32 protein-coding genes are annotated in these 25,620 nt (G+C 68.0%); 18 read left to right on the top strand and 14 right to left on the bottom strand.

Annotated features, from left to right (window positions below; all coding sequences use genetic code 11):
• Positions 1–8 precede the first annotated feature (8 nt).
• From ACW177_RS04990 to ACW177_RS04980, 3 genes are all read right to left on the bottom strand, one after another.
• Entirely contained in the window at positions 9–1,445 is a 1,437-nt protein-coding gene (locus ACW177_RS04990; RefSeq protein ID WP_492028079.1) for a response regulator, read from the bottom strand.
• 127 nt (positions 1,446–1,572) lie between these two features.
• Positions 1,573–2,118 (bottom strand): hypothetical protein, encoded by a 546-nt coding sequence (locus ACW177_RS04985; protein ID WP_492027526.1) that lies wholly within the window; start codon positions 2,116–2,118, stop codon positions 1,573–1,575.
• Positions 2,115–2,357 carry a hypothetical protein gene (locus tag ACW177_RS04980; RefSeq protein WP_492027525.1) on the bottom strand — a complete coding sequence of 81 codons (243 nt, stop codon included), beginning with the start codon at positions 2,355–2,357 and terminating at the stop codon, positions 2,115–2,117. The genes ACW177_RS04985 and ACW177_RS04980 overlap by 4 nt, the downstream gene beginning before the upstream one ends.
• Positions 2,358–2,457: 100 nt before the next feature.
• On the opposite strand from ACW177_RS04980, the gene ACW177_RS04975 reads away from it, so the two are divergent.
• The 9 genes from ACW177_RS04975 (at position 2,458) to ACW177_RS04935 (ending at position 9,159) form a co-directional block, all read left to right on the top strand.
• On the top strand, positions 2,458–3,423 hold the full coding sequence (locus tag ACW177_RS04975) for a glycosyltransferase family 9 protein (RefSeq protein ID WP_492027524.1): 966 nt from the start codon (positions 2,458–2,460) through the stop codon (positions 3,421–3,423).
• A gap of 150 nt (positions 3,424–3,573) precedes the next feature.
• Positions 3,574–4,905, top strand: a complete 1,332-nt coding sequence (locus tag ACW177_RS04970; RefSeq protein WP_492028078.1) for a dihydroorotase — start codon at positions 3,574–3,576, stop codon at positions 4,903–4,905.
• A gap of 44 nt (positions 4,906–4,949) precedes the next feature.
• Positions 4,950–5,699: a prephenate dehydrogenase/arogenate dehydrogenase family protein gene (locus ACW177_RS04965; RefSeq protein WP_492027523.1), complete on the top strand. Its 750-nt coding sequence runs from the start codon at positions 4,950–4,952 to the stop codon at positions 5,697–5,699.
• A gap of 277 nt (positions 5,700–5,976) precedes the next feature.
• Positions 5,977–6,231, top strand: a complete 255-nt coding sequence (locus ACW177_RS04960; protein WP_492027522.1) for a type II toxin-antitoxin system ParD family antitoxin — start codon at positions 5,977–5,979, stop codon at positions 6,229–6,231.
• Entirely contained in the window at positions 6,228–6,536 is a 309-nt protein-coding gene (locus tag ACW177_RS04955; RefSeq protein WP_492027521.1) for a type II toxin-antitoxin system RelE/ParE family toxin, read from the top strand. Before ACW177_RS04960 ends, ACW177_RS04955 begins: the two co-directional genes overlap by 4 nt.
• Positions 6,533–7,282, top strand: a complete 750-nt coding sequence (locus ACW177_RS04950; protein WP_492027520.1) for a DUF72 domain-containing protein — start codon at positions 6,533–6,535, stop codon at positions 7,280–7,282. Before ACW177_RS04955 ends, ACW177_RS04950 begins: the two co-directional genes overlap by 4 nt.
• An 86-nt stretch (positions 7,283–7,368) precedes the next feature.
• Complete coding sequence (locus ACW177_RS04945) at positions 7,369–7,494, top strand: hypothetical protein (protein ID WP_492028135.1); 126 nt, start codon at positions 7,369–7,371, stop codon at positions 7,492–7,494.
• A gap of 123 nt (positions 7,495–7,617) precedes the next feature.
• Complete coding sequence (gene phbB, locus ACW177_RS04940) at positions 7,618–8,340, top strand: acetoacetyl-CoA reductase (RefSeq protein ID WP_492027519.1); 723 nt, start codon at positions 7,618–7,620, stop codon at positions 8,338–8,340.
• Positions 8,341–8,439: 99 nt separating this feature from the next.
• Positions 8,440–9,159, top strand: a complete 720-nt coding sequence (locus tag ACW177_RS04935) for a DUF4908 domain-containing protein (protein WP_492028077.1) — start codon at positions 8,440–8,442, stop codon at positions 9,157–9,159.
• Here ACW177_RS04935 and gloB read toward each other — a convergent pair.
• Positions 9,149–9,877 carry a hydroxyacylglutathione hydrolase gene (gloB, locus tag ACW177_RS04930; RefSeq protein ID WP_492027518.1) on the bottom strand — a complete coding sequence of 243 codons (729 nt, stop codon included), beginning with the start codon at positions 9,875–9,877 and terminating at the stop codon, positions 9,149–9,151. The two genes, ACW177_RS04935 and gloB, sit on opposite strands and share 11 nt — an antisense overlap.
• Before the next feature lie 45 nt (positions 9,878–9,922).
• Between gloB and ACW177_RS04925 the strand changes: the two genes are divergently transcribed.
• The 5 genes from ACW177_RS04925 to ACW177_RS04905 all read left to right on the top strand — a co-directional run bounded on the left by ACW177_RS04925 (position 9,923) and on the right by ACW177_RS04905 (position 14,561).
• Entirely contained in the window at positions 9,923–10,663 is a 741-nt protein-coding gene (locus ACW177_RS04925) for a class I SAM-dependent methyltransferase (protein WP_492027517.1), read from the top strand.
• Positions 10,664–10,723: 60 nt separating this feature from the next.
• Positions 10,724–11,245: a SixA phosphatase family protein gene (locus ACW177_RS04920; RefSeq protein WP_492027516.1), complete on the top strand. Its 522-nt coding sequence runs from the start codon at positions 10,724–10,726 to the stop codon at positions 11,243–11,245.
• Positions 11,242–11,586 (top strand): DUF952 domain-containing protein, encoded by a 345-nt coding sequence (locus ACW177_RS04915; protein WP_492027515.1) that lies wholly within the window; start codon positions 11,242–11,244, stop codon positions 11,584–11,586. Before ACW177_RS04920 ends, ACW177_RS04915 begins: the two co-directional genes overlap by 4 nt.
• A complete protein-coding gene (locus ACW177_RS04910) occupies positions 11,583–12,653 on the top strand; it encodes a quinone-dependent dihydroorotate dehydrogenase (RefSeq protein WP_492027514.1) in 1,071 nt (356 codons plus the stop codon). The genes ACW177_RS04915 and ACW177_RS04910 overlap by 4 nt, the downstream gene beginning before the upstream one ends.
• Before the next feature lie 72 nt (positions 12,654–12,725).
• Positions 12,726–14,561: an ATP-binding protein gene (locus tag ACW177_RS04905; protein WP_492027513.1), complete on the top strand. Its 1,836-nt coding sequence runs from the start codon at positions 12,726–12,728 to the stop codon at positions 14,559–14,561.
• On the opposite strand, the gene ACW177_RS04900 is transcribed toward ACW177_RS04905, so the two are convergent.
• Both ACW177_RS04900 and ACW177_RS04895 read right to left on the bottom strand, forming a co-directional pair.
• Complete coding sequence (locus ACW177_RS04900) at positions 14,462–14,965, bottom strand: very short patch repair endonuclease (protein ID WP_492027512.1); 504 nt, start codon at positions 14,963–14,965, stop codon at positions 14,462–14,464. The genes ACW177_RS04905 and ACW177_RS04900 overlap by 100 nt on opposite strands.
• 12 nt (positions 14,966–14,977) lie before the next feature.
• Positions 14,978–15,463 (bottom strand): peroxiredoxin, encoded by a 486-nt coding sequence (locus ACW177_RS04895; RefSeq protein WP_492027511.1) that lies wholly within the window; start codon positions 15,461–15,463, stop codon positions 14,978–14,980.
• Between the two features lie 116 nt (positions 15,464–15,579).
• Between ACW177_RS04895 and ACW177_RS04890 the strand changes: the two genes are divergently transcribed.
• Positions 15,580–16,149, top strand: a complete 570-nt coding sequence (locus ACW177_RS04890) for a YqgE/AlgH family protein (RefSeq protein WP_492027510.1) — start codon at positions 15,580–15,582, stop codon at positions 16,147–16,149.
• Positions 16,150–16,189: 40 nt separating this feature from the next.
• Here the strand turns inward: ACW177_RS04890 and ACW177_RS04885 are convergent, their stop codons facing one another.
• Positions 16,190–16,720 (bottom strand): MarR family winged helix-turn-helix transcriptional regulator, encoded by a 531-nt coding sequence (locus ACW177_RS04885; RefSeq protein WP_492027509.1) that lies wholly within the window; start codon positions 16,718–16,720, stop codon positions 16,190–16,192.
• Between the two features lie 378 nt (positions 16,721–17,098).
• Here ACW177_RS04885 and ACW177_RS04880 point away from each other — a divergent pair, with 378 nt between their 5' ends.
• Entirely contained in the window at positions 17,099–17,554 is a 456-nt protein-coding gene (locus ACW177_RS04880; RefSeq protein ID WP_267515579.1) for a chemotaxis protein CheW, read from the top strand.
• Positions 17,555–17,578: 24 nt separating this feature from the next.
• Here the strand turns inward: ACW177_RS04880 and ACW177_RS04875 are convergent, their stop codons facing one another.
• The 4 genes from ACW177_RS04875 to ACW177_RS04860 are packed head-to-tail and all read right to left on the bottom strand — an operon-like array spanning position 17,579 to position 20,992.
• On the bottom strand, positions 17,579–19,267 hold the full coding sequence (locus tag ACW177_RS04875) for a bifunctional protein-serine/threonine kinase/phosphatase (protein ID WP_492027508.1): 1,689 nt from the start codon (positions 19,265–19,267) through the stop codon (positions 17,579–17,581).
• 58 nt (positions 19,268–19,325) lie between these two features.
• On the bottom strand, positions 19,326–20,114 hold the full coding sequence (locus ACW177_RS04870) for a sulfite exporter TauE/SafE family protein (RefSeq protein WP_492027507.1): 789 nt from the start codon (positions 20,112–20,114) through the stop codon (positions 19,326–19,328).
• Positions 20,115–20,118: 4 nt separating this feature from the next.
• On the bottom strand, positions 20,119–20,655 hold the full coding sequence (locus ACW177_RS04865) for a rhodanese family protein (RefSeq protein ID WP_492027506.1): 537 nt from the start codon (positions 20,653–20,655) through the stop codon (positions 20,119–20,121).
• A gap of 4 nt (positions 20,656–20,659) precedes the next feature.
• Positions 20,660–20,992 carry an ArsR/SmtB family transcription factor gene (locus ACW177_RS04860; RefSeq protein WP_492027505.1) on the bottom strand — a complete coding sequence of 111 codons (333 nt, stop codon included), beginning with the start codon at positions 20,990–20,992 and terminating at the stop codon, positions 20,660–20,662.
• Positions 20,993–21,064: 72 nt separating this feature from the next.
• Here ACW177_RS04860 and ACW177_RS04855 point away from each other — a divergent pair, with 72 nt between their 5' ends.
• Together ACW177_RS04855 and ACW177_RS04850 are read left to right on the top strand one after the other, a co-directional pair.
• A complete protein-coding gene (locus ACW177_RS04855) occupies positions 21,065–21,931 on the top strand; it encodes an MBL fold metallo-hydrolase (protein WP_492027504.1) in 867 nt (288 codons plus the stop codon).
• 54 nt (positions 21,932–21,985) lie between these two features.
• On the top strand, positions 21,986–22,267 hold the full coding sequence (locus ACW177_RS04850) for a hypothetical protein (RefSeq protein ID WP_492027503.1): 282 nt from the start codon (positions 21,986–21,988) through the stop codon (positions 22,265–22,267).
• Here the strand turns inward: ACW177_RS04850 and ACW177_RS04845 are convergent.
• The 3 genes from ACW177_RS04845 to ACW177_RS04835 all read right to left on the bottom strand — a co-directional run bounded on the left by ACW177_RS04845 (position 22,257) and on the right by ACW177_RS04835 (position 25,561).
• Positions 22,257–23,210 carry a DUF1028 domain-containing protein gene (locus ACW177_RS04845; protein ID WP_492027502.1) on the bottom strand — a complete coding sequence of 318 codons (954 nt, stop codon included), beginning with the start codon at positions 23,208–23,210 and terminating at the stop codon, positions 22,257–22,259. The two genes, ACW177_RS04850 and ACW177_RS04845, sit on opposite strands and share 11 nt — an antisense overlap.
• A 67-nt stretch (positions 23,211–23,277) precedes the next feature.
• Complete coding sequence (locus ACW177_RS04840; RefSeq protein ID WP_492027501.1) at positions 23,278–24,945, bottom strand: putative bifunctional diguanylate cyclase/phosphodiesterase; 1,668 nt, start codon at positions 24,943–24,945, stop codon at positions 23,278–23,280.
• 13 nt (positions 24,946–24,958) lie between these two features.
• Positions 24,959–25,561, bottom strand: coding sequence for a GNAT family N-acetyltransferase (locus ACW177_RS04835; protein WP_492027500.1), 603 nt, complete (start codon positions 25,559–25,561; stop codon positions 24,959–24,961).
• Positions 25,562–25,620 lie beyond the last annotated feature (59 nt).

The raw sequence follows: 25,620 nt of genomic DNA, 5'->3' as shown, positions 1-25,620 counted from the left end.
AGCGCGCCTCAGGCGACGGCGGCGATCAGCGGCGGGCCGCTCTTGCGCCAGTCGCTGCCGATCCAGCTCAGGACCATATGGGTCAGTTCGACGATATTGATCGGCTTGGCCATACAGCCGTCCATACCGGCGGCGGCGTATTCGGCCTTCTGTTCCGCCAGGGTGTTGGCCGTCAGGGCGACGATGGGGACGGCGCCTCGGTGTCCGGGCAAGGCGCGAATGGCCCGGGCGGCGGCGACCCCGTCCATGACGGGCATCTGGATATCCATCAGGATCAGGTCCCAGTCGCCGGTGCGGGCGGCCTCCAGCCCCTGGGCGCCGTCCTCGGCCGTGGAACAGACGATGCCTTGAGCGTCGAGAACAGCGACGACCAGGGCGCGGTTGCAGTCGTGATCATCGACGTAAAGAACGCGCGGCCCGCCCAGCCGCCCGTCGCCCCCCTGCGGAACGAGGGCGCTTGCGTCGTTGGATACGGGGGAACACTCGGGCGGCAGAGGCTCTAGCGTCGCCCCCAGCGGCGCCGCTTCTTCTGTCTCATCGGCGGCGCGCGCCGAGTGTTCGATCATTTCATTGACCACCGACAGCAACTTCTGGCCGGCGTCGTTGATGCGCGCCACCTGGGCGGACTGCTCGTCATCCAATCGGGTGTTCGCCAACAGGGCCGAGAAGCCGATCACCGTGTTCAGCGGGGTGCGCAACTCGTGCGACATGTCGGTCAGGAAGATCTGGCGGGCTTCGGCCATGGCGGCCTTCTGCTCGGCGGCGGCATGGGCCTTTTTCGCCTCGACCCGTGCGGTGACGTCGTGTTCGTCCAATAGAACGGCGAGTTCGCCGGTCGCCGGATCAGTCGTCGGGCGAATGTCCAGCTGATGCCAGCGCACGCCCTCGCGCGTCACGACCTGGCAGACTTCGTTGACTGGAGCGCCAGCCAAGGCCGCCGCCAGCAACGAAGACGCGCGCTCTGGCTCCGCAAATCGCTCGGCGAAGTCGTGGTTGATCGATCCATAGGCCGCGAAGGCCGCGGGGTTGGCGAAGATCGGCCGTCCTTCGGTGTCGAACAGGCTGATCAGGGTGGAGGTGTGGCGCAAAGCTTCGGTGGCGCGGTTCTCGTCAACGTCCGAGACAAGCGGAGACGCTTCGAGCAAGAGCACGGGCGTGCCGTCTTCCAGGTGATAGGTCGAGATCACCGCCGAGACCGAAACCGGATGTCCGTTGGGGTAGAAGGTCCATTGTTCGCAGACGGCGCCGCCGTCGGCGGTTTCGCGCATCAGTCTTTCGACACGGGCCTCAGCGGCGGGAGAAAGCTGACCGAAACCCCGCGCCTCAAGGGTCTCCAGGCTGTCCGCCTCCCACAGGTCCAGAGCCGCCGGGTTGGCGTAGACGCCACGCCGCGTGGCGGGGTCGAACAACCATATCGGACGACGCAGATCGTCCCAGTCATGCATCGGCACGGCGCGTCCCTTCTGGACGTCGGTTAACGAACACCCGTTATCGATACAAAGGGCTAATGATCGGCTAAATCCCCAATAGCGGAAACCGCTTATCAGGCCCGCCACAGGGCGCGGCGGAAGGTCACACCACCGCGTAGCGGGTCGCGATTTCGTCCGGCTGGAAATCATGCTCCGCCAGCTTATCCAGCGACCGCAGCACCCGCCCCAGGAAGGCGGCGGGATCGCCCGCCTCCACCGCCGGGCGCAGCCAGTCGGTGACGACGGCGCGGGCGGGATAGGTCCCCACCGGGCCGGGAATGCTCAGCGCCACCTCGATCCCCTCGGCGATCCAGCCGGCGACCGCGGCGAAGAAGTCCGGCGAGGCCAGGAAGTCGGACGGCCGGATCACATACAGGGTGATGATCCCGTCCTCGATCCCGTCCGGCCGCACGATCACCCCGCTGAGGTCGGGCCGCCAGTCGTCCGACAGCTCGACCACCCGCCACAGGCAGAACCAGACCCGGCAGGTGTTCGGCCGGATCGCATGGACCGAGCAGCCGGCCGCCTCGACGCAATAGGCGCACAGCTCGCCGGTCGGCTTGGCCAGTTCGGGCAGATCCAGCGGAATGACCCGGCAGCATTCGACGCAGGCCCCGCAGGTCCGGTCGGGCAGCAGGGGCAGGCTCAACCGCCCGCCCGCTCCAGCCGGGCGATGCGGCGGTCCATGTCGGCGACCACGGCCTCCAGCCGCGTCTTCTCCGACGCCATGTCCACCGGCGTGCCGTCCTCATAGGCGATGGTCGCGCCTTGAGCGATCAGATCAAGGCGGTAGATGGCCGTCACGCGCTGGGCCTTGAACCGCTCGAGAGCGGCGTTGGCGGCGGCGTTGGCGGCGGGATCGGGCGCCGGATGGGGGGCTTGGGTCATGGCCGTGGCTCTATCCCATCGCGCCCGGCGGGGAAACCGGCCTGTGGATACGGGCGTTTGACGGTGAACCGCGAACAGAATCCCTGTATGACGCTCACGGATGATCGGGCGCTTTCCCATCCTCTATATCGCCGAGGCCGACGCCGAGGACGCCGTGCTGTCTTCGGGCGTTCTGGCGCATCTGGTCGAGAGCCTGCCGAACGCCGCCTTCACCATCGTCGGCTCGGCCGCCAGCGCCCCCCTGTTCGCCGATACGCCGCGCCTGGACCGGCTGCTGGTGCTGGAGCGCGAGGGTCATTTCGACTGGATCGCCCTGTGGAACCAGGTGCGCGGGACCAAATGGGGTCTGGTCGTCGATATGCGCGGCTCCACCCTGTCGGGTCGGCTGAGGCGTCACAAGCGGGCGGTGCGCGGCAAGGACGCGCCGGGCCTCCACGCCGTCGAGGCGGCGGCGGCAGTCTTGCAGATGGAGCCGGATGAGGCGCCGACGCCGCGCATCCACGTCTCGGATTTGACGATGGCCCAGGTCGAGGCCTTGATCCCGACCGGCGGCGGCCACGGCCCCATCCTGGCCATCGGCCCCGGCGTCGAATGGATGGGCCGGCGCTGGCCCGCGGAACGCTACGCCAAGGTGGCGACCAGGCTGTTGGCCGACGACGGTCCGCTGGCGGGCGGGCGGCTGATGCTGGTCGGCGAGGAGATCGACCGCGAGGCGGCGCACACCATCCGCTACGCCGTGCCGCGTGCGCGGGTCATCGAACTTCAGGGCAAGCTGACCCGGCTCCAGACAGTGGCGGCCCTGTCCAAGGCCCGGCTGTACATCGGGGCGGACTCGATCTGGACCCATCTGGCCACCGCCTCGGGCGCGCCGGTGGTGGCGGTGTTCGGCCCATCGGACGAGACGACGCGCGGCCCCTGGAAAGGCGTCTCCGTGCGCGGCCCGCGTTCGTTCGAAGAGTTCAAGACCCTGGACCCCCGGCTGAACCAGGCGATCCAGCACATGATGGACCTGCCGTGGGAACGGGTGCTGAAGGCGGCGCTGCGGGTGTTGAAGGAACGGGGCTGACTGAAAACTCGTCACCCTCGGGCTTGTCCCGAGGGCCCACCTTTCCGCATAAGCAAGCCTGAGAGACGTCGGTCGTGGCGTGCGGTCTCGGTGATCGTGCGGCGGCCGCCATGGGCCCTCGGGACAAGCCCGAGGGTGACGGTGAAGATGATGACCCAGACCTATGACCTGATCGTCCGTGGCGGCGAGGTGGCCAATCACGCCGGGCGGGGCCTGGCCGACGTCGGGGTGATCGACGGCAAGATCGCCTTCATCGGCGACCTGTCCCAGGCCTCGGCCGGCGAGACCTTCGACGCCACGGGCCTGACCGTCCTGCCCGGCGTCATCGACACCCAGGTCCATTTCCGCGAACCCGGCCTGGAGTGGAAGGAAGACCTGGAGACCGGGTCGCGCGCCGCCGCCCTGGGCGGGGTCGTCGCCGTGTTCGAGATGCCGAACACCAATCCCAACACCACCGACCCGGACACCATGGCCGACAAGCTGGCAAGGGCGAAGGACCGGATGTGGACCGACCACGCCTTCTACGTCGGCGGCACGCACGAGAACGCCGACTATCTGGGCGAGCTTGAGCGGCTGCCCGGCTGCTGCGGGGTCAAGGTCTTCATGGGCGCCTCGACCGGCGACCTGCTGATCGCCGACGACGAGGGGGTGCGCAAGGTTCTGTCGAACGTGCGCCGCCGCGCCACCTTCCATTCCGAGGACGAATACCGGCTGGTCGAGCGGCGCGGCCTGGCCCGCACCGGCGACTGGACCAGCCACCCCGAGGTCCGCGACGCCGAGAGCGCCATCCGCTCGACCCGACGCCTGGTCGGCCTGGCCCAGGAGACCGGCGCCCGCATCCACGTGCTGCACGTCACGACCAGGGACGAGATGGAGTTCCTGCGCTTCCACAAGGATGTCGCCACCGTCGAGATCACGCCGCAACACCTGACCCTGGCCGCCCCCGAAGCCTATGAGCGGCTGGGCGCCTATGCCCAGATGAACCCGCCGATCCGGTCGCAGGAGCATGTGGACGCCCTGTGGCTTTGGGGCATGCAGCAAGGCGTCGCCGACGTGCTGGGCTCGGACCATGCGCCGCACACGAAGGAAGAGAAGGCCAAACCCTATCCGGCCTCGCCGTCGGGCATGCCGGGGGTCCAGACCCTGGTGCCCCTGATGCTGACCCATGTGGCCCAGGGGCGACTGAGCCTGGAGCGGTTCATCGACCTGACCTCGGCCGGCGCCCAGCGGGTGTTCGGCACCGCCAACAAGGGGCGGATGGCGGTCAGCTATGACGCCGATCTGACCATCGTCGACCTGAAGGCCAAGCGCGTCATCACCCACGACCAGCAGGCGTCGCGCTGCGGCTGGACCCCCTTCGACGGGTTCGAGACGACCGGCTGGCCCATGGCGACCATCGTGCGCGGCCGGGTGGTGATGCAGGACGGCGAACTGATCGGCGCGGCCCACGGTCGGCCGGTGCGGTTCATGGAGACGCTGTGAGCCCGGGCATTTCAACAACCGTCACCCTCGGGCTCGTCCCGAGGGTGACGGGGGTAAGGGAAAAGCTCGGCCTGATCGGCTTCGGCGCCTTCGGGCGGCTGACGGCGCGACATCTGTCGCCCTGGTTCGACATCTACGCCCATGATCCCGCGGCGTCAGGCGGCGACGGCCACGCGACCCTGACCGACCTGGCCACCGCCGCCGCCTGTCCCACGATCATCCTTGCCGTGCCGGTCGAGGCGCTGGAAGCGACATTGACGGCCATCCGCCCCCACCTGCGCCCCGACGCTCTGGTGATCGACGTCGGCTCGGTGAAGGTCAAACCGGCCCGGCTGATGAAAGACCTGCTGCCCCCCGGCGTGCGGATCGTCGGCACCCACCCCCTGTTCGGCCCCCAGAGCGGCAAGGACGGCATCGCTGGCCTGCGCATCGCCATATGCGAGGTAAGCGGCGCCCCCAATGCGCGCAGAGACGCCCGCCGCGTCGCCGCCTTCTGCCGCCGCGCCCTGGCCCTAAAGGTGTTTCAGGTCAGCCCCGAGGATCACGACCGCGAAGCCGCCACGGTCCAGGGCTTGACCCATCTGATCGCCCGCCTGCTGCTGGCCATGGAGCCCCTGCCGACCCGCATGACCACCGCCAGTTTCGACCGCCTGATGCAGGCCGTCGACATGGTCCGCCACGACAGCCCCGCCGTCTTCCGCGCCATCGAACGCGACAACCCCTTCGCCGCCGAAGTCCGCAACCGCTTCTTCGCCCTAGCGGACGCGGCAAGGGGGGATCTGGACGCGGGGTGAGGGCTTCCAGTGGGCCTTTCTTCTCTTTCGTCATTCCGGGCGAAGGGCCTCTTGGCCCGGAGACCCGGAACCCAGCGGCGCGCGAGAGCGCGAACCTGTCGCGGATTCGATCTTCAAACAGCGTGCGTCGGATAGATTTCGCCTTCGGCGCCGCTGGGTTCCGGGTCTCCGCTGCGCTTCGCCCGGAATGACGAAGGAAGTGGCTCTCGCCGGCGCCTCCAGCAGCAATTGACAAAGTTTGCCAATACGCCACTCTGACCGGACAGGAGCTGACCCCATGGCGACGATGAACATCTCCCTGCCCGACCCGATGAAGGCCTGGGTCGAGGAACAGGCGAAATCAGGCCGCTACGCCAACGCCTCGGACGTGGTCCGCGACCTGATCCGCCGCGAACAGGTCAAGGCCGAGAAGATCGCCAATATGCAGCGGTTGGTGGACGAGGCGCGCGCCGGCGGGATCAGCGAAAAGACCCCACGTGAGATCTTCGAGGAAGTCCGCGCCGAATTCGAAGGACGCAAGGGCGCAGCGTGACCCGCCTGCGGCTGAGCGAAGACGCCGAAGCGGATCTGCGCCTGATTTTCTGGCAGGGCCTGGAAATGTTCGGCGCCCGCCAGACCGAAACCTATCTTTCAGGCTTGGAAGACCAGTTCCAGCAGTTGCTCCTGTTCCCCGATACTGGCCGACTACACACGGATATCCAGCCTTCCGTCAGGGTTCAGCCCTATGGCGCTCACGTCATCATCTATGAACACATCGACGACATCGTCGCTGTCCTCCGCATCCGCAGCGCACGCGAGGACTGGACGACCTCACCTCTGGGAAGCGACTGGCCATGACCCACCCCATCCACATCGGCGTCGGCGGTTGGACCTTCGAGCCGTGGCGCGGGGTCTTCTATCCCGAGGGTCTGGTTCAGAAGCGCGAGTTGGAATACGCGGCGTCGAAACTGACCAGTATCGAGATCAACGGCACCTATTATTCGACCTTCAAGCCCGACTCCTGGCGCAAGTGGCGCGATGAGACGCCGGACGGGTTCGTTTTCTCGGTCAAGGCCAGCCGCTATTGCACCAATCGCAAGATCCTGTCGGACGGCGGCGAGAGTTTCGACCGGTTCCTGTCCCAGGGCCTGACCGAACTGGGCGACAAGCTGGGGCCGATCAACTGGCAGTTCATGGGGACGAAGAAGTTCGATCCCGAGGATTTCGAAGGCTTCCTGAAACTGCTGCCGCCCGAGAAGGACGGCATCCGCCTGCGCCACGCCCTGGAGGTGCGCAACCCGAGCTTCGCCACCGAGCAGTTCTACGACCTGGCCCGCAAATACGGCGCCGCCATCGTCTACGCCGTCGATGACGAGGAGCCGACCTGGCCCCAGATCGACGAGGCCACCGCCGACTTCACCTATGCCCGGCTGATGTCCAGCCGCGAGGACGAGCCGGCCGGCATGACCGCCGCCGAACTGGCCGCCGTCGCCGACCAGGCCAGGGCGTGGGCCAAGCGCGGCGACGTCTTCGCCTATTTCATCTCGGGGGCCAAGGTGCGCAACCCGGCGGCGGCCCAGGCGCTGATCGCCCAGCTGAAATGACGCCGGCCGCCTTGCGGCCGGTCGTCTCGGGCCGCATCTGTCGGCCAAGCCCCAAGGCCTGCCCAAAGCCTTTTAAGGACTTCCCTATGCCGATCGCCACCCGCGCCTTCGCCGCGACCGGCCCCGACCAGATCAACGAGGCCTATGAGCGGATGCTGAAGTCCGACGTCCGCTATCGCTTCGTCATCGACATGGAAAAACTGGCGGCCTGAGCCTTCCGCGACATCAAGCCCGGTTTCCGCAACGGAAATCGGGCTTTGCCTGCAACCGAGACGTGGTTAAACCTCTAGGGGACGGCCCGCATCAGATGGGCTTCATGGGACAAGGAAGCAGCGATGCGCGTGGCGTTCGTGACCGGCGGGACCCGGGGTATCGGCAAGGCGATCGTGCAGCGCCTGACAGAGGACGGGATTCGCGTCGCCGCCGGCTATTCCGGCAATGACGAAGCCGCCTTCGCCACGGCCCAGGCCCTGGGCTGTATGGTGGTGAAGGGCAATGTCGGCAGTTTCGACGACTGCGCCCGCGCGGTGGCCGAGGTCGAGGCCCAGCTGGGGCCGGTCGACATCCTGGTCAACAACGCCGGCATCACCCGCGACGGCTTCTTCCACAAGATGAGCCATGACCAGTGGTCCGACGTGATCCGGGTGAACATGGACAGCGTCTTCAACACCACCCGCCAGGTCATCAACGGCATGCGCGAGCGCGGCCATGGCCGGATCGTCAACATCTCCTCGATCAACGGTCAGAAGGGCCAGGTCGGCCAGACCAACTATTCCGCCGCCAAGGCCGGAATGATCGGCTTCACCAAGGCCCTGGCGCTCGAAAATGCGAAGAAGGGCGTGACGGTCAACTGTATCGCGCCCGGCTATATCGACACCGAGATGGTGGGCGCGATGGACCCCAAGGTGCTGGAATCCATCGTGGCCCAGATCCCGGTCGGCCGGCTGGGCAAGGGCGAGGAGATCGCCGATATGGTGTCATGGCTGGTCGGAGAGCGTGCCGGATATGTCACAGGCTGCACACTGTCGCTGAACGGCGGTCAATACCTGGTGGGTTGAGCGGGCTTCGCCCAAAATCCGCCTCGTGACGGTTTCATCCACAGTCTCATGAAGTTGACGGAAACGGCTTGGGCGAAAAAATCGCCTCGCGTGACCGCGATGGCGCTCGCGGCCGTCGTGGGGCTCGCCCTGTCCGTCGCCGCGCCCGCCGTTGTGCCATCGGACAGCCACGCCCAGTCGCGCCGCGACCTGGAACCGTCCGCCCGCTATGTCTCGGGCACGGGTCAAGGGTTCGTGCTGGATGTGACGGGATCGCGCCCCCTGCTGCGGTTCGACCGTTCGACTGAAATCTGGGTGCTGCGCGCCACCCCCGCCCCGCGCGGCGACATCGTCTATCGCAACGACAACGGCGACCAGGTTCTGCGGGTCACGGCCGACGGCCGCATGACCCTGTACACGACCAACGCGCCCCAGGGGTCGCCCGTTTCTCCGTCCGGCGAGGCCGCGCCCTTGCTGGCGCCGGGCCTGACGGCGATGCAACTGTGGAACTACATCATCCGGCAGAGCGACCGGGCCAGCCGCGCCCTGGGCCGACTGGTGGTTGTGGATGTGGACATCCAGCCGGGGTCAGAAGCCGTGGCCGCCGACGCCCTGTCGACCGCCGTGGACGCCATCGCCCGCATGGCCCGCTCGCCGACCCTGCGACGCGAAGCGGACCGTATCCGCCGTATCGAGATCGTCGATCAGGGTCGGGGGCCCCAGGCGACCTTCTCTCGCGGCGTCCTGCGTATCGTGATCATGCCGCGCGCCGGCGTGGCCGGCCGGCCGTCTTCGGCCCGGATCGTCCGCGCGGTCGCGGACGACGCCCTCAGCCGCTGAAACCGTCCTTCGCCGCCCGACGCGCGGCGAACTGGGCCGCATCGGTCGCCGTCAGAAACGGATTGAACCGCAGCTCAGCCCCTATGGTGGTCGGAACCGTCGGCTCGCCCCGCGCCCGCGCCGCAAAGATCGCCTCGGCGTGAGCCTGGGTCTCGGGCCGGTCGTCCAGGCTCTGGGTGAAGCGGGCGTTCGAGGCCGTATATTCGTGGGCGCACCAGATCACGGTCGCCTCGGGCCAGGCGGCCAGCTTGCGCAAGCTGTCCCACATCTGCTCCGGCGTCCCCTCGAACAACCGGCCGCAGCCCAGGGCGAACAGGGTGTCGCCGACGAAGGCCTGTTGATCCTCGACCGAGCGGAACACCACATGGCCCAGGGTGTGGCCCGGCGTGGCCGTGACCTCAAACCGGGTCTCGCCGACCATGACCGCGTCGCCGTCCGCAACGACCCGGTCCAGCGGCGCGACGCGGCGCACCTCTTCCGGCCCCACGATCTCGCAGCCCGTCTCCGCCTTCAGCCGTTCGTTGCCCTCGGTGTGGTCCGGGTGCCAGTGGGTGTTCAGGATCAGGTCCAGTCGTCCCCAGCCCAGGGCCTCCAGCTCTTCCAGAATGCGCGCCGCATCGGGCGTATCGACCGTGGCCACGACGCCGGTGGCGGTATCGCGGATCAGAAAGCCGTAGTTGTCGCTGCGGCAGGGAAACAGGTGAACATCCAGGGTCATGATCGCATTCTAGCAGGCGGCCCCGACCCGGCCTATGGTGGAACCATGCGGCGCAGCATCGACGAGCTTCGAACCTTCTACGGCGAACCGACCGGGGCGCTGGTGCGGCGTCTTCTGGCGCGGCGGCTGGACGACGCCTGGGGCGAGACGCCGGATTGCGACGTGCTGGGCATAGGCTACGCCACCCCCTGGCTGGACGCCTTCGTCGGCGCGCGTCGCGTGGTCGCGGCCATGCCGGGCGGCCAGGGCGTCGAACACTGGCCCAGCGTGGGGCGCAACCGCACCCTTCTGGTGGACGACCGGCGCCTGCCCTTCCCCGCCGGCTCCTTCGACCGCATCCTGCTGGTCCATGCGCTGGAAGAGGCCGACGATCCCGCCGTCCTGCTGCTGGAGGCGGTGCGCGCCCTGGCCCCCACGGGACGCATCATCCTGGCCGCAGCCGCGCGCGGCGGCCTGTGGGCGCGGGCCGAAAACACCCCCTTCGGCCATGGCCGCCCCTTCACCCGCGGTCAGTTGGAGCGGCTGGTGCGCGAGGCGGGGCTGGAGCCTGCGGCCTGGTCCCAGACCCTGTATGTCCCGCCCTGGACGCCGCTGCTGCCCCTCGCCGACGGCTTCGAACAGGTCGGACGGAGGATCGCGCCAGGCACGGCTGGACTGATCCTGCTGGAGGCCTCGCGTCAGGCCTACGCCCGCATCCGCCCCAGCGGCCACGCCCAGCGGGCCCCCGCCAAGCCGGCCCTGACGCCCCAGCCCGCCGCCTCGGTCCCCCCGGAATGGCCGCGCTGACGGGGAGTTGAGACGGACCCATCTGGTCGTCGAACTCGAACGGCCTTATGGCGAAGCCCCATGCACCGACTGATCCTCATGCGACACGCCCAGGCCGAGGGCTCCAGCCCGTCCGGCGGCGATGAAACCCGCCCCCTGTCCGCCGTGGGACGCGGCGAGGCCCTGCTGATGGGCAAGGCCCTGGCCGAGCGCGGGCTGAAGCCCGACCTGGCCCTGGTCTCATCCGCCACGCGGACGCGCCAGACCTGGGAACAGATGCATGACGCCCTGGGCGACGTCGAGGTGCGCGAGGAGCCGCGCCTCTACAACGCCCCAGCCGAAGTGTTGCGCCGCTTCGTCGAGGACAGTGAGGATCAGGCCGGCTGCCTGCTGGTTCTGGCCCATAATCCGGGCGTCCATGTTCTGGCGGGCGAGTATCTGAGCGAGAGCGCCGCCTCCCCGGCCATCCTCGACCGTTTGAGCGGGGGCTTCCCGACCGGAGCCGCCGCCCTGTTCACCGTCGATGTCGCCGGCCGGTGCGCCTATGAAGGCTTCATCACGCCGCGCGGCCTGCCCTCATTCGGCCAGGGCGGCGCCGCATGACCGACACCGCCTACAAGATCCTCGCCGCCGACGAATGGCGCGCCGCCCTGGCCGAGGGCCGTTACGAAGGGTCAGCCGTCGATCTGGCGGACGGCTACATCCACATGTCGACCGGCGAACAACTGGTCGAGACCGCGCGCCGCCACTACGCCGGCCAGACCGATCTGGTGCTGCTGACCGTGGACCTGGGGCGGTTCGGAGACGAGCTGATCTGGGAGCCGTCCCGCGGCGGCGATCTGTTTCCCCACCTCTACGCCCCCCTGCCCGCGACCGCCGTCACAGCCACGCGCGCCTTTGCGGTGGCCGACGACGGGGCGATGATGTTCGAGGACCCGGCATGAGCCTGTTCGACAGTCTCACCGCCGGTCTGTCTGACGCGGGGGCGGCCGCCCTGCGTCGTCTCGATCCAGAGACCGCCCATCAGTTGGCCATCAAGGGTCTGGCCTTCGCCCCCCTGCCCACGCCGGCGGCTGACGACCCCGTCCTGCACACGACGCTGGCGGGTCTGACCCTGCCCAATCCCGTCGGCCTGGCCGCCGGTCTGGACAAGAACGGCGAGGCGCTGGGCGGCCTGTCGCGACTGGGCTTCGGCTTTGTCGAATGCGGCTCGGTCACCCCTCGCCCCCAGCCCGGCAATCCCAAGCCCCGCCTGTTCCGCCTGAGCGAGGACCGAGCGATCATCAACCGGATGGGGTTCAACAACCAGGGCCTGGAGGCCTTCGCCGCCCGGCTGGATCACCGTCCGTCGGGCGTGGTCGTCGGCGCCAACCTGGGGGCCAACAAGGATACGGAAGACAAGGCGGCCGACTATGTCGCCGGCCTGCAGAGACTGGTCGGCCGCGCCTCCTATTTCACCGTCAACATTTCCTCGCCCAACACGCCCGGCCTGCGCGCCTTGCAGGGGCGGGAACAGCTGGACGATCTGCTGGGCCGGATCGACGCCGCCCGACCGACCGACGGCGGCGCGCGCGTCCCGGTCTTCCTGAAGATCGCGCCCGATCTGGTCGCCGACGAGATCGGCATGATCGTCGAGGCCTCGCTGGCGCACCGGATCGACGGCCTGATCGTGTCCAACACCACACTGGAACGACCCGAGACCCTGCGGTCGCCGGATGCGCACGAGACGGGAGGCCTGTCCGGCGCGCCGATCCGCCCCTTTGCGGAAAAGGCCCTGCGCGCCGCTGCCGAGGCCGCACAAGGCCGCCTGCCCCTGATCGCCGTGGGCGGCATCGACAGCGGGGCCGAGGCCTATGCTCGGATCCGGTTGGGCGCCTCGGCCGTCCAGATCTATTCGGCCCTGATCTACGAAGGGCCGAGCCTGGTGGCGCGGATCAAGCGGGATTTGGCGGCGCGGCTGCGCGCGGATGGATTTTCTTCGATTTCAGAGGCTGTCGCCGCCGTCCGTTGACGGAGCGTTAGGCCCCTCGGGGGTCTAATGCGCGCAGGCGAACGAACACGGTTCGCATTGCGGGGAAGCTGGATGTCCAAGACGCCCACCAACGCGATCGCCGACAGCGGCTGGACCGTGGCCGCCCGCCATCGTCGCGGCACGCTGTTGCAGCGCGTCGGAATGGGCGCCGCTGTGGGCCTGGTGGTCATGCCCATGGTGGGCTGGCAGATATGCGTGGCCTGGTTCGCCGCCTATCTGTTGGTGCAGGGCCTGGAACGGCTCGCGCTGCCTTCGGCGCACGGAGACATCGACGAAATCGCCATGGGGCGAAGGATCGTCACCTGTCTGGTCCTGTTCGTCAGCGCCCTGGTGTTCGGCAGTCTGTCGATCCCGATGTGGCTGATCGGCGGTCCGCTGGGCGGCGTCTGCGCGGCGCTGATGCTGCCGGCGCTGATGATGTTCTCGATGATCAACTCGCCCCGGTCCAAGTCGGTGCTCGCCGCGTCGCTGACGCCGGCGATGCTCTATCTGCTGGCCGTTCCCTTCCTGGCCGCCCACTTCGGCGCCCCGCCGCCCATGGTGATGACCGCCGCAGCCGCCGTCATCCTGGTGGTCTTCTTCACCATCATCAGCTGGCAGCGGGTGAGCGAGGCCACCGAAAGCCAGATGCGCGCCCGCGCCGAGGCCGAGGCCCTCCGTCTCAAGGCCGAGCAGGATCTGGTCGCCCACACCGCCTTCCTCGCCGCCATAGGTCATGACCTGCGCACCCCCATCGGCGCCATTCTGACCGGCGCCGCCGAGCTTCAAAGCCTGCACCCCCAGTCGCGATCCACCACATTTTTGATCGCCGACGCCGGTCTGATGATGAAGTCCCTGCTGGACGACCTTCTGGATCATACCAAGATCGGCGCGGGACGGATGACGGTGGAGGCCGTCGATTTCGACTTCCGGGTCATGCTGGCGCAAACGCTTCGCCTGTGGCGCGGCCCGATGGAAGCCAAGGGCTTGAAGCTGCGCGTCGAGGGCGCGTCGCGTATGCCGCGCGGCGTCCGGGGCGACGCCATGCGCATCCGGCAGGTGTTGAACAACCTGCTGTCCAACGCCGCCAAGTTCACGCCGCACGGGCAGGTCACCCTGCGGCTGGACGCCTGGGCGGAAGAGCCTTCGGGCTACTGCCTGCTGCTTGAGGTGCAGGACACCGGGCCGGGGCTGACGGATCAACAGCTGACCCGCCTGTTCAACCCGTTCGACCAGACGGCCGTCGGCGTCAGCGCACGCCACGGCGGATCCGGTCTGGGTCTCGCCATCAGTCGCGACCTGGTCGAGTTGATGGGCGGCCGCCTGACCGCACGCAGCACCCAGGGCCAGGGCGCCTGTTTCACCGTTTCCTTGACGCTGCCGCGCGCCGAAGAAGCCGCCCCGCCCCCGATCGCCATCGACGAAAGCCGCCTCGACATCGCCCAGGCTTTGACGGCGCCATCGACTGAACCCGACCTCGTCGCAACGCCCGACGATGATCAGGACCGTCCGCTGCGCGTGCTGGTCGTGGACGACCACGACATCAACCGCCGCGCCGTGCAACTGATCCTTCAGCCCGTGGGCTGCGACATCGTCACGGCCGCAGACGGCCTGATCGCCCTGGAGCGCTGCGCCGAGGCCGTGTTCGACGTCATCTTCATGGATGTCCGGATGCCGGAGCTGGACGGGCGCGAGACCACGCGTCGCCTGCGCGCCGGCGGGGGGCCAAACGCCCGGACCCCGGTCGTCGCCGTCACGGCCGACACCGCGCCCGAGGATGTTGCGGCCTGCCAGGCCGCCGGCATGGCCTATTTCGTCTCCAAACCCCTGACGGCGCCGGCGCTATTGGGCGCCTTGCAGCATGTGCTGAACGAGACGGCCGCAGCCGCAGAAGACGTCGCCGCCTGAGCCGTGACGGCGGCGACCAGCCGTTCTGCCCCATCCGGCCGCCGCAGCTCGCATTCCCAGACCGTCAGAACCCGCCAGCCCATGGCCACAAGATCAGCGCTCACCCGGGCGTCGCGGGCGCGGTTGCGGGCGATCTTGGCGGTCCAGTATTCGGCGTTGGCCTTGGGGCGGCGCGCCCCGCGCGGGCAGTCGTGGCCGTGCCAGAAGCAGCCATGGACGAACAGCGCCAGCCGGCGCCCCTTCATCGTCACATCCGGCTTGCCGGGCAGGCCCATGCCGCCCAGCCGATAGCCGATCCCGGCCGTGCGCAGGATCCTGCGCACGGCCAGTTCCGGCGACGTGTCCCGCCCCTTTACGCGGCGCATCACGGCGCTGCGTTGTTCGGGCGTGAAGACGTCGGTCATTCGTTCATCAGATCAGAGCTGCGCCAGCAGATGTTCGGCCGACGACACCTTGAACTCGCCGCCCTGTTCGATGTTCAGCTGAGCGACCACGCCGTCCTTGACCAGCATGGAATAGCGCTGCGACCGCTGGCCCAGGCCAAAGCCCGAACCGTCCAGCACCAGACCCAGTTCGCGGGTCAGGTCGCCGTTGCCGTCGGCCAGCATGACGATGGACTCGTCCTCGATGCCCTGGCTTTTGGCCCAGGCCGTCATCACGAAGGCGTCGTTGACAGAGATACAGGCGACCACATCGACGCCCTTGCCCTTGATGGCGTCCAGATTGTCCTTGAAGCCCGGCAGATGGCGGGCCGAGCAGGTCGGGGTGAAGGCGCCGGGGACGGCGAACAGGGCCACAGTCTTGCCGGCGAAGATGTCAGCCGTGCTGACGGGCTTGGGGCCTTCGGCGGTCGCCTGGGCGAAGGTCGCGTCGGGGATGCGGTCGCCGATCTGGATGGTCATGAGGTCTCTCCGCGCGGGGTTGGTTGAATGCGCCCGAGACAGATAGACGCCCCCGCCGCCGCCGCAAGCATCAACGCCTTGCGCCGGAGCGTTTCGCACCCGATGATATGGTTATCATGACCGACGCCTCATCCCTGACGGGCCGTCTCCTGGTGGCCATGCCCGGCATCGGCGACTCGCGGTTCGAACACGCCGTCATACTGATCTGCGCCCATGGACCGGATCACGCCATGGGCTTGCGCCTCGACAGCCCGGCCCAGGGCGTCGATCTGAAGGCCGTGCTGGACAAGCTGGACGCGCCGGCGCCCGAACAGGCGATCGGCCGCCCGGTGCTGATGGGCGGTCCGGTCGAGCGCGAGCGCGGCTTCGTGCTGCACACCGACGACTGGAGCGTGGGCGCCGACACCCTGCCCTTCGGCGACGGCCTGGCCATGACCGGCACGCGCGAGGCCCTGGCCGCCATGACCGACGTCGTCGCCGGCCCGCGCCGCTCGACCCTGCTGCTCGGCTATGCCGGCTGGGGCGAGGGGCAGTTGGAGGATGAGCTGGCCGAAAACGTCTGGCTGACCGCAGACGCCGACCTGGATCTGATCTTCGACGGCGACCACGAGTCCAAATGGTCGCGCGCCTTGGCGGCGATGGGCGTCGACGTGGGCCGGTTGTCCAGCCAGGGCGGACGCGCTTGAGCCAGGCTCAAGAGCGACGCCCCGAGCAGGCCGGTCGGCGTCAGTCCATCTCGACGTCGGAATCGACCGGGCTGTCCATCCGCCCGGCCAGGGTCTCCAGCACCCGCAAAGCGGTGCGCAGATCCTCGTCCGCGATCCCTTGGAACAGCAGTTCCTGATCAAGAGACGCCGTGGTTTCGGAACCTTCGAGCGCTTCGAGGCCGGCAGGTTCCAGCTTGATCAGGTTCGCTCGCCCGTCGCCGGGAAGGCGATGTTTCGACACCAGGCCGTCGGCGAGCAGGCGCGCCACCCTGCGAGAAAGCGTCGGTTCCGACAGCTGCAAGCCCTCGGCGAGTTCCGACTGTGTCAGACCTTCAGGCGCGTTCTTCAGCAGATAAAGCGGCGCCCGCTGTGCGTTGGTGAATCCGTAGGCTTTGAAAAGCTTCCCCGCGCGCGTCGTCCAGCGGCGGGAGATGAGGGCGATCCTTTGCTTGATAAGGATCTGCACCGCCTCACGACTTCCTCCGCCCAGATCTGTCCCGACCAGGCGAATTAAGTCACTGCCTCCATCTACTTGCACATTTTCAGACATTGAAAGAATTCGTACTCACGCAAGCTAAGGCAACGTGAGTCGCCCAGCACATCTACGCAAAATCACGTAGTCTAGGGGCTATAGTTTCGCAAGCGCGCATATCCTGTCGGTTGAAAATTAACCACTCATCAAAGGTAAGCTTCGGTTAGCACCGCAACCATAATTGATGCTGAAATATTCGATACTTGTTTACACAAATTAGCCTCAAAGAGGCGCGCGCGAATGCGTGGCCTTAGTTTGTGACCACAAATCCCTCACCGCATTAACGAATTCGCTATGCACATGAGCGAGATTGTGTCCGGACGTGCAGGTTCGTGTCAGATTTAGCCCAACGGGCAAGCTCGGCGACCTTACGGCATCGAATGGAGAGGTTCTGAGATGACAGTTTCCAAGGGCGGCCGTCGTGAACTGGTCGGCTTTCGCGTCGGAGAGCAGGCCTTCTGCATCGACATCACCTCGGTGCTGGAAATCCGGGGCTGGACTCCGACCACGCCCCTGCCGCAAGCGCCGGACTATATGAAGGGCGTCGTCAATCTTCGCGGCCTGGTCCTGCCCATCATCGACCTGGCGGCGCGTCTCGGTCTGCCGACCAAGGAGCCGTCGGCGCGGCACGCCATCATGGTGGTCAAATGCGGTTCGCGGACGGTCGGACTGCTGGTCGAGGCCGTGTCCGACATCGTCGAACTGGATGACGCCATGCGTCAAGAAACGCCCGAACTCGGCGACTGCGTCGGCGGCCCCGGCGTGATCGCCGGCATCTTCGCCGTCGACGGCGAGATGATCAGTCTGCTGGATCTGGACAACGTCCTGCCCCCGATGGCCGAGGCCGCCTGAGCCGCCGTCTCTAAGCGCGGATGATCACGTCGCCAGGGCGACAATCAGCAGAACCGCCAGAAACAGGCATACGCCCTGCCAGAACCGCACGGGGTCGCGCTCCATCAGCGACAGCGGGCGAGGCGCGGGGGCGGCGGCGGCGCTGCCCGTCTCCAGCACATGGATCAGCTCCTCGACGTCCTCGAACCGCTCGTTCGGATCGACGGCGACGGCGCGCATGACGGCGGCCTCCAACCAGGCCGGTATGTCCGGGCGACGGCGCCCGAGCGATACCGGGGCGCGGTCAAAGCGCGGCGCGTCCGACGGATCCACCTCGCCCCACGGATAGGTCCCCGTGAACAGCCGATACAAGGTCACGCCGAGGGCGAACTGATCCGTGGCGACGCTCCCGCTCTCGCCGTCATACATCTCGGGCGCCTTGAAGCCGGGGGTGCCCGGCGCCTCGGCCTCGGCGAACTCCTCGGCCCGCTTCAGCCGCGCCACGCCCAGATCGACCAGCTTCAGCCCGCCGTTCGCCTCCAGGATCACATTGTCCGGCTTGATGTCGCGGTGGATCACCCCGGCCCGGTGCAGGACCGCCACCCCCCGCGCCAGCCTCAGGGCCACGCCGATCCCCTCGGCGATCTCGAACGGTCCGTCCTCGGCCAGGCGCGCGTGCAGGGTCTGGCCCTGATAGAAGGGCTGGACGATATAGAGCCGGCTCTGGCGTCCCGCATCCAGGCTCAGCACCTTGCCGACGAAGGGGCTGTCGATGCGTCGCCCGATAAAGGCCTCGCGCAGGAAGGCCGTCCGCGCGCCCCGCTCCGACACGGCCGCAGGCTTGGGAAACTTCAGCACCACCCGCTCTTCGCCGGACCGCGCCAGGAACAGCCGCGTATAGCGCCCGTCGGCGACCAGCCGTTCCAGATGAAACCCGTCCACCGTCTGCCCCTGTTTCGGCGGCGGCAGGATGGCCAGCCCCTCGGCCTCGGCCGTGATCGCCTCCCAGTCGGGCGCCCCGATCGCCATGACGTCGATGACCAGGGCCGTGGCGTTGTCGCGCGCCCCGATCTCGGCCACCTCGGCCAGAATGGCCTGGGCGTCGGCGTCCGGCGATCCGCGCCGCGCCAGCAACCGCGCCAGCGCAGCGTCCGACAGCACTCCATGAACCCCATCCGTGGTCAGCAGCAGCCGGTCGTGCGGGTGCAGCTCCACATGGCGGACGTCCAGCTTGACGTCCGCCTCGATCCCGACGGCGCGGTACAGCACATGGCTCAGCCCCTGCTGCGCCCGGGTGTGATCCTCGGTCAGCCGCGTCAGCACCCCGTCGCGGAAATGCCAGGCCCGGCTGTCCCCCACGTGCAGCGCCACCGCCTCCCGCCCGCGCAGGATCAGGGCGGTGAAGGTGGTCGCCGCCGCCTCCATGGTCGGATCGATCCGGCCCCGCGCATGGAGCCAGCGGTTAAAGCCCCGCAGCGCCTTGATCCCGTTGGCGGCGATGCCGTTCAGCGGGTTCTGATCCAGATAGCCGTCGATAAAGCTGCGCGTCGTCAGCTCGGCCGCCATACGCCCGGCCTTGGACCCCGACACCCCGTCGGCGATCACGGCGATGACCCCATGCTCGCGCTGCTCGGCCGCCGTGCCCAAATGCACGCCGCCGAAATCCTGATTGTCCGCCTTCGGCCCCTGGGCGGTAGCGAAGCCGGCGGCGATTTCCAGTCTGGCGTCGGTCATGGCGCCGAGTGTCAGTGATTTATGAAGACCTGACTAGCCTTGCCGTTTCGCGGCGACCTTAGCCCATCAGCGTCAGTATCGCCCGGATCGCGACATAGGCGGCGACGACGAGAATGAGGCCCGCAAACAGCACCCGACCCAGCGCGGCGTTTGCGCCCAGCCGCCGCGCCAGCGGCAGGCCCGCCGCCGTTCCCGCGACACCACCGACCGTCATGGCCGCCACCAGACCCAAATCGATCCAGCCGGACAGGGCGTAGTTGCCGGCCGTCGTGGCCCCGAAGGCCGCGACGCTGAGCAGCGACGTCGCCTGGGCGGTCGCCAGGCTCATGCCCGTCGACGCCATCAGGCCAGGCACGATCAGGAAACCGCCGCCGATGCCGAAGAAGCCGGCCGCCGACCCGACGCCCGCCCCGGCCAGCCCGACATTGGGGAACATGGCCCAGGTAAGCCGCGGCTCGGCGCGAACCACCACAGGCTTGGGCCGCAGCATCGACAGGCCCACCGCCGCCATGGCGACGGCGAAAATCAACAGAAGCTGATGGCCGCCGATCATCTTGGCCAGAGACGATCCGAACCAGGCGCCCGCCGCCCCGGTGACGGCGAACAGGATGGCGCAGGGCCAGCGCACGCGGCCAGCCTTCGCCTGGCCGGCTAGGGCGGTCAGGGCGTTCAGCGACACCCCCGCCGCCGACACGCCGATGGCGACATGCGGGTCTTTGACCCCGACGAGATAGAGCAGCAGGGGCACCGCCAGCACCGACCCGCCGCCGCCGAACAGGGTCAGCAACAAGGCGACGACGCCGCCGCTGAAGGCGGCCAGGCTCAGGGCCAGCAGGTCGGTCGTCATGGCTTCAGGCGCCCGTGAAGGCGTTTCTGTTCCAGGGCATGACGGCGAGCATCCGCGCCATGCCGCAGAAGCCGGTGGCCCCCGCGAAGACCAGGCCCGCGCCGATGAAGGCGGACAGACCCCAGAAGGCGGGATGCACCAGCAGGCCCAGACCCGCGCCGATCAGGATCAGACCACCGGCCGTCATCTGCACCTGCCGCATCAGCTCGATGGGCTTGGACCGGTCGGTGCGGGTCGCCAGGCCGTGCGCCTTCCAGGCTTCGAGACCGCCTTCCAGAACAAAGGCCTGGCCCGACACCCGGGCCGCCAGCCGATCGCAATTGACGCCCGTCCGGTTTCCGGTCCGGCAGGTGAAGATCACCTCGCGCCCGTCTGCAATGGTGCGCCAGGACTCGTCGAAGCTGGACAGGGGCGTGTGGACGGCGCCCACGACATGTTCTCGTGCGAACTCATCCGGTTCGCGAATATCGACCAGCACAGCGCTGTTGTTCATCAGGCGGCGCGAAACCTCGGCCGGGGACAGGGGAGCCAGGACGCTCATCGGATCATTCCTTCTCTGGAGCAGCAGGTGGGCAATAGATTTCGGCCAGCACGGCGATCACCTTCAGGACGGCCGGGTTGGCGATGCGATAGAAGACGGTCGTGCCGTCGCGCCGCGTGGACACCAGGGCCTCGTCCCGCAGCTTGGCCAGATGCTGGGACAGGGCCGATTGCGACAGGCCGACCAGCGGCAGCAGCTGACCGACCGACATTTCACCCTCGCCCAGCTGACACAGGATCATCAGCCGCTTCTCGTTGGACAGGGCGCGCAGCAGCGCCGCCGCCTCGCCCGCGCTGGCCTGGAACCGTTCAAGTCCGATGGTGTGAAGGTCGATCATGAGTCCCTATATATTCGCACTTGCTAAATTAGCAATAGCTAATATGTTGGAGCGCGAAAGGAGCCTTTCCCCATGGCCCAACACCCCGAAGTTCGCGGCTTCTTCGACCCCGCGACCCATACCGTCACCTATCTGGTCAGCGATCCGTCCACCGGCATGGCCGCGATCATCGACCCGGTGCTGGATTTCGACGCCGCCTCGGCGCGCACCTCCACCCGATCAATCGACGCCGTGATGGCGGCGCTGGAGTCGGCGGGCCTGACCCTGGCCATGACGCTGGAGACCCACGCCCACGCCGACCACCTGACGGCCGCCGCGCATCTTCGACGGGCGACGGGCGTCTCCATCGGGATCGGCGCCCACATCACCGAGGTCCAGTCGACCTTCGCCCCCCTGTTCAGCGCCGATGACGTCCGCAGCGACGGCCGGGTCTTCGATCACCTGTATGGCGACGGCGACTCCTTCGCCCTGGGCGACCTGTCGGTTCAGGTGATCCACACCCCGGGCCACACCCCCGCCTGCGTCAGCTACAAGATCGGAGACGCGGTCTTCACCGGCGACACCCTGTTCATGCCGGATTACGGCACGGCCCGCACGGACTTCCCCGGCGGCGACGCGCGCACCCTCTATCGGTCGATCCAGCGCCTGCTGGCCCTGCCCGACGACACCCGCATCTTCGTCGGCCACGACTATCTGCCGCAGGGCCGCAGCGACTATCGGTTCGAAACCACCGTCGCCGATCAGCGCGCCCACAACATCCACATCGGCGGCGGCGTTTCGGAACAGGATTTCGTGGCCATGCGCGAAGCCCGCGACGCCACCCTGAGCGCGCCCCAGCTGATCCTGCCGTCGCTCCAGGTCAACATCCGCGCCGGCGACCTTCCGCCGCCGGACGCCGGCGGACAGCGCTACCTGCGCCTGCCGCTGAACGCGATCTGAGGCTGGACAAGGCGACAAGCGCTCCTATCTCAACGTCACGCTTTGGAGCCGATCATGTCCCTGACATCCGATGACGCCATAATGACCGCCTATCTGACCCGGTTCGGCGCGCTCAAGCTCGAACAGAAGGTCGATCCCCAGGCCTTGCTTGAGATCCTGTATATGGCCGAGCGTTTCGAGGCCGGGGACGACCTTCAGCAGGCCAAGGCCGTCTATGATCCTGCCGTCTGGAAAGACGTCGAACCCAACGACATGAAGCGCCGCCTGATCGCGTTGGACGGCTTCATGCAGACGCTCGCCGAGCGTCGTCTGACCGCCTGGGGCGTCACCCACTAATAGCCTGGAAGCTCGGATCGGACCTGATGGGGTCATAGATCGGGTCTGTCGTTTCTTGACGCGCCCAGGCGGCGTTAAGACCGGCGAAGGCGCCCAGCGCCGTCAGCGCCGCTTCGCGCTCCCCCATTCGCATCTGCAGTCGGGCGATCCGCCGCCAGACCCGATCCCATCCGACGCCCAGCCTCGCCGCGTCCGCGATACGATCCATGGCCCGTGCGTGATCCCCCCCGCGCAGGGCGCGTTCTGCGGCCACGAGCGCGTCGTTCGCCTGGCGCAGACCGAACAGCCTTCTGAGCTCCGGGACAGGGGTGGAATGGGCGTCAATCCGAAGATCGACGTCCTGCCAGCCGCCCTCGGGCGTTCGGACCAGAAGCGCAGCGGACATGCGGCCGGTCGACTGGCCGCCACTCCTCTCACCCGCTTCCAGCGCGCGCATCAGCCGTTCCGCCAACGGGCCGGTCGTGGAGAGAAAGGCGTCCCGCATCGCCGCAAGGACCTCCGGGCCAACGAGACCGTTGCCCTGAACACTGTAGCCTTCCCCCACTATCGTCCCGGCCCAGCCGGACGCGAGGGCCTCTTCTCCCGTATAGGCCACGCCGCTTCCGGTTGCGGCGACAAGACCCACCTGACGATAGCTGACGTCTTGACCGTCGAAATCATTATCCGTGTCCAACAGACGCTGCAGGACCACTCGAGCGGGGCAGCCCGCCTGCATCTGGTCCAGACCGGCCAGCCCGTAGTTGGGGTTGGTCTCGAATTGAGTGGCCAGGGCGCCCACACCGGCCCGCGCGTAGATGACGCTGGCGCCGACCGCCAGATTATTGGTCGCCACGGCCGCCCCGCAGGTTCGGGTGGCGTCGCAAGCGACGATCGAAAAGGTCGCCCAGGCGGGCGACGAGGCGAACAGAGCGCAGACGCCGCTCATCAAGGCCAGCCACTTCATTTGATCGCTTCCCCCAGTAAAACCATAAAAGAAGCGGAAATCCGGGTCCGCTGACGGATCGCCCTCGTCAGGCCGACCGCTGCTTCAGCGGCGCCGTGCCGTCCGCCAGGCTCTCGGCCAGATAGACCTCGGCCTCCTGGGCGGGCAGCGCCGGCGCATAGCCGAAGCCCTGGCCATAGTGGCACTGGGCTTCCAGCAGCAGAGCGGCCAGTTCGGCGTTCTCCACCCCTTCGGCGACGACCTCCAGCGACAGGTCGCGGCCCAGGTTGACCACCGACTTGACGATCTTGGCCGAGCCCTCGTCCTTGTTCATCGTCAGCACGAAATAGCGGTCGATCTTCAGCGTATCGAACGGCAGGCGCGCCAGGTACGACAGCGACGAGAAGCCGGTGCCGAAATCGTCCAGCGCCAGCGAGGCCCCGACATCCTTCAGCGACTGAAGCACCTCGGCGGCGTGCGCGGTGTCGCGCATGATGTCGCCCTCGGTCACTTCCAGCTTCAGCGCCCCCTTGGGCAGGCCGCTTTCCTTGATGATCCGGGCCACGTCCTCGCACAGGTGCGGGCGTTCGATCTCGCCGACCGACAGGTTGACGCTGCAGAACATCTTGCCGGCCAGGGGGTGGCGCTGGATCCACTCGGCCAGCTGCCGCGCCGACTGGGTCATCATCAGCAGGCCCAGGTCATTCATCATGCCCAGGTCGGCGGTCAGGCCCAGGAACTCGTCCGGCGGCACCAGGCCGCGACGCGGGTGACGCCAGCGCGCCAGGGCCTCGAAGCCCGCCACTGCCCCGGTGTTCAGGTTCACGATCGGCTGGAAGAAGGGCACGATCTCGCCGCGCACGAAGGCGTTCCTCAGATCCGCCTCCAGCGCCAGGCGGCTCAGGGAATCGCTCTCCAGCGCCCGGCCATAGGCGGCCGATCCGCCGCGCCCGGCGCCCTTGGCCGATTCCACCGCCAGTTCGACCCGACGCAGCAGCTCGGAGGCGTCCGGCGCATCCGGCCCGCCCTCGACCACCACGGCGCCGATGGAGACGGTTGGATAGATGTCGAAGCCCGCAACCCTCAACGGCTGTTCCAGCGCCTCGCGCACGCGATAACTGGCGTGCGAGGTGGCCTTTTTCACGATGATCGCGAATTCGTCCTCGCCGATCCGCGCGGGCGAGGCCTCCTTGGAAAAGGCGGCGGCCAGGCGCGATCCCAGGGCCGACAGCACCAGGTCGGTCCGCTCGTGGCCCAGGGCCTCGTTCAGACGGCGCAGACGGTCGACGTCGCCGACCACGATCTCGTATTCGCCCGGTTGGGTCAGGACCTCGCCGACCCGCGCGATGAAGGCGCGGCGATCCAGCAGGCCGGTCAGCACATCCCGATCCGATCCGGCGAACTTGGTCTCCAGCGCCACCACCCCGGCGGCGCGCAACCCGTCTTCCAGCCAGACCCCCCGCCACAGGCAGGTCTCGGATCCGCGCATCCGCAGGCGCACGGCGACCTCGGTCCCCTCCTCCTGCGGCTTCAGCATTTTTTCGGCCAGCGACCGGTCCTGCGGCATGGCCGAGGCGACGAAGCCGGCGCCCGAACATTCCGGCGCCAGCGGCCCCAGCCCCAGGGCGCGAGTGGCGCCGGTGAATCGCAGCTGATCCAGGGCGGGCGTCCAGACCCACAGGGCCGTATCGGCGGCCGCCAGCGCCTCGATGGCGCTCGTGGCGTCCCAGGCCAGGGATCGGGGTCGCGCGTTCAAAGCTGTCGCCCTCTCAAGACGGCGTCCGGCCGCCGGGATTGATCTCGTCCTCGACGAGGCCGAACAGCAGATGATCTGCCCACTCGCCGTTAATTTTCAAATAAGCACGCGCCAAACCCTCGTTTCGAAAGCCGGATTTCTCCAGCACCCGCCGCGACGCCTGGTTGGTCGGCAGGCAAGCCGCCTCCAGCCGGTGCAGCTTCAGCCGGTCGAAGGCATAGCCGACCACCGCCTGCATCGCCGCCGTCGCATAGCCGCGCCCGGCGTAGGGCTGGCCGATCCAATACCCCAGGGTTCCCGTCTCTGCGACGCCGCGCCGCACGTTCGACAGGGTGACGGCGCCCGCCAAAGTCTTGCCCCCCTCGACGAAGACGAAGAAGGGCCAGGCGTTGCCCAGCTCCATCTCGCGCCCATAGATCGACAGCCGACGCCGGAACGCCGCCTTGCTCAGGTCGTCGTCCGGCCAGGCCGGCTCCCAGGGCTGAAGATAGTCGCGCGACCCATGACGCAGCGTGGACCAGGCCGAATAGTCGGACGCCCGCGGCGGCCTCAACAGCACGCCGTCGCCCCGGACCACCGGCCCAGCTACATCGCTCATCCAGTCGAGGAGGGCCATCGAGCCGCAACCTAGCGCGCAGATCGCCGCTTGGCGACAGACGCACGGGAATCTGATCT

It is taken from the genome of Brevundimonas sp. AVps23W (assembly GCF_058681395.1).
This window is presented reverse-complemented; position numbering and strand designations above follow the sequence as displayed.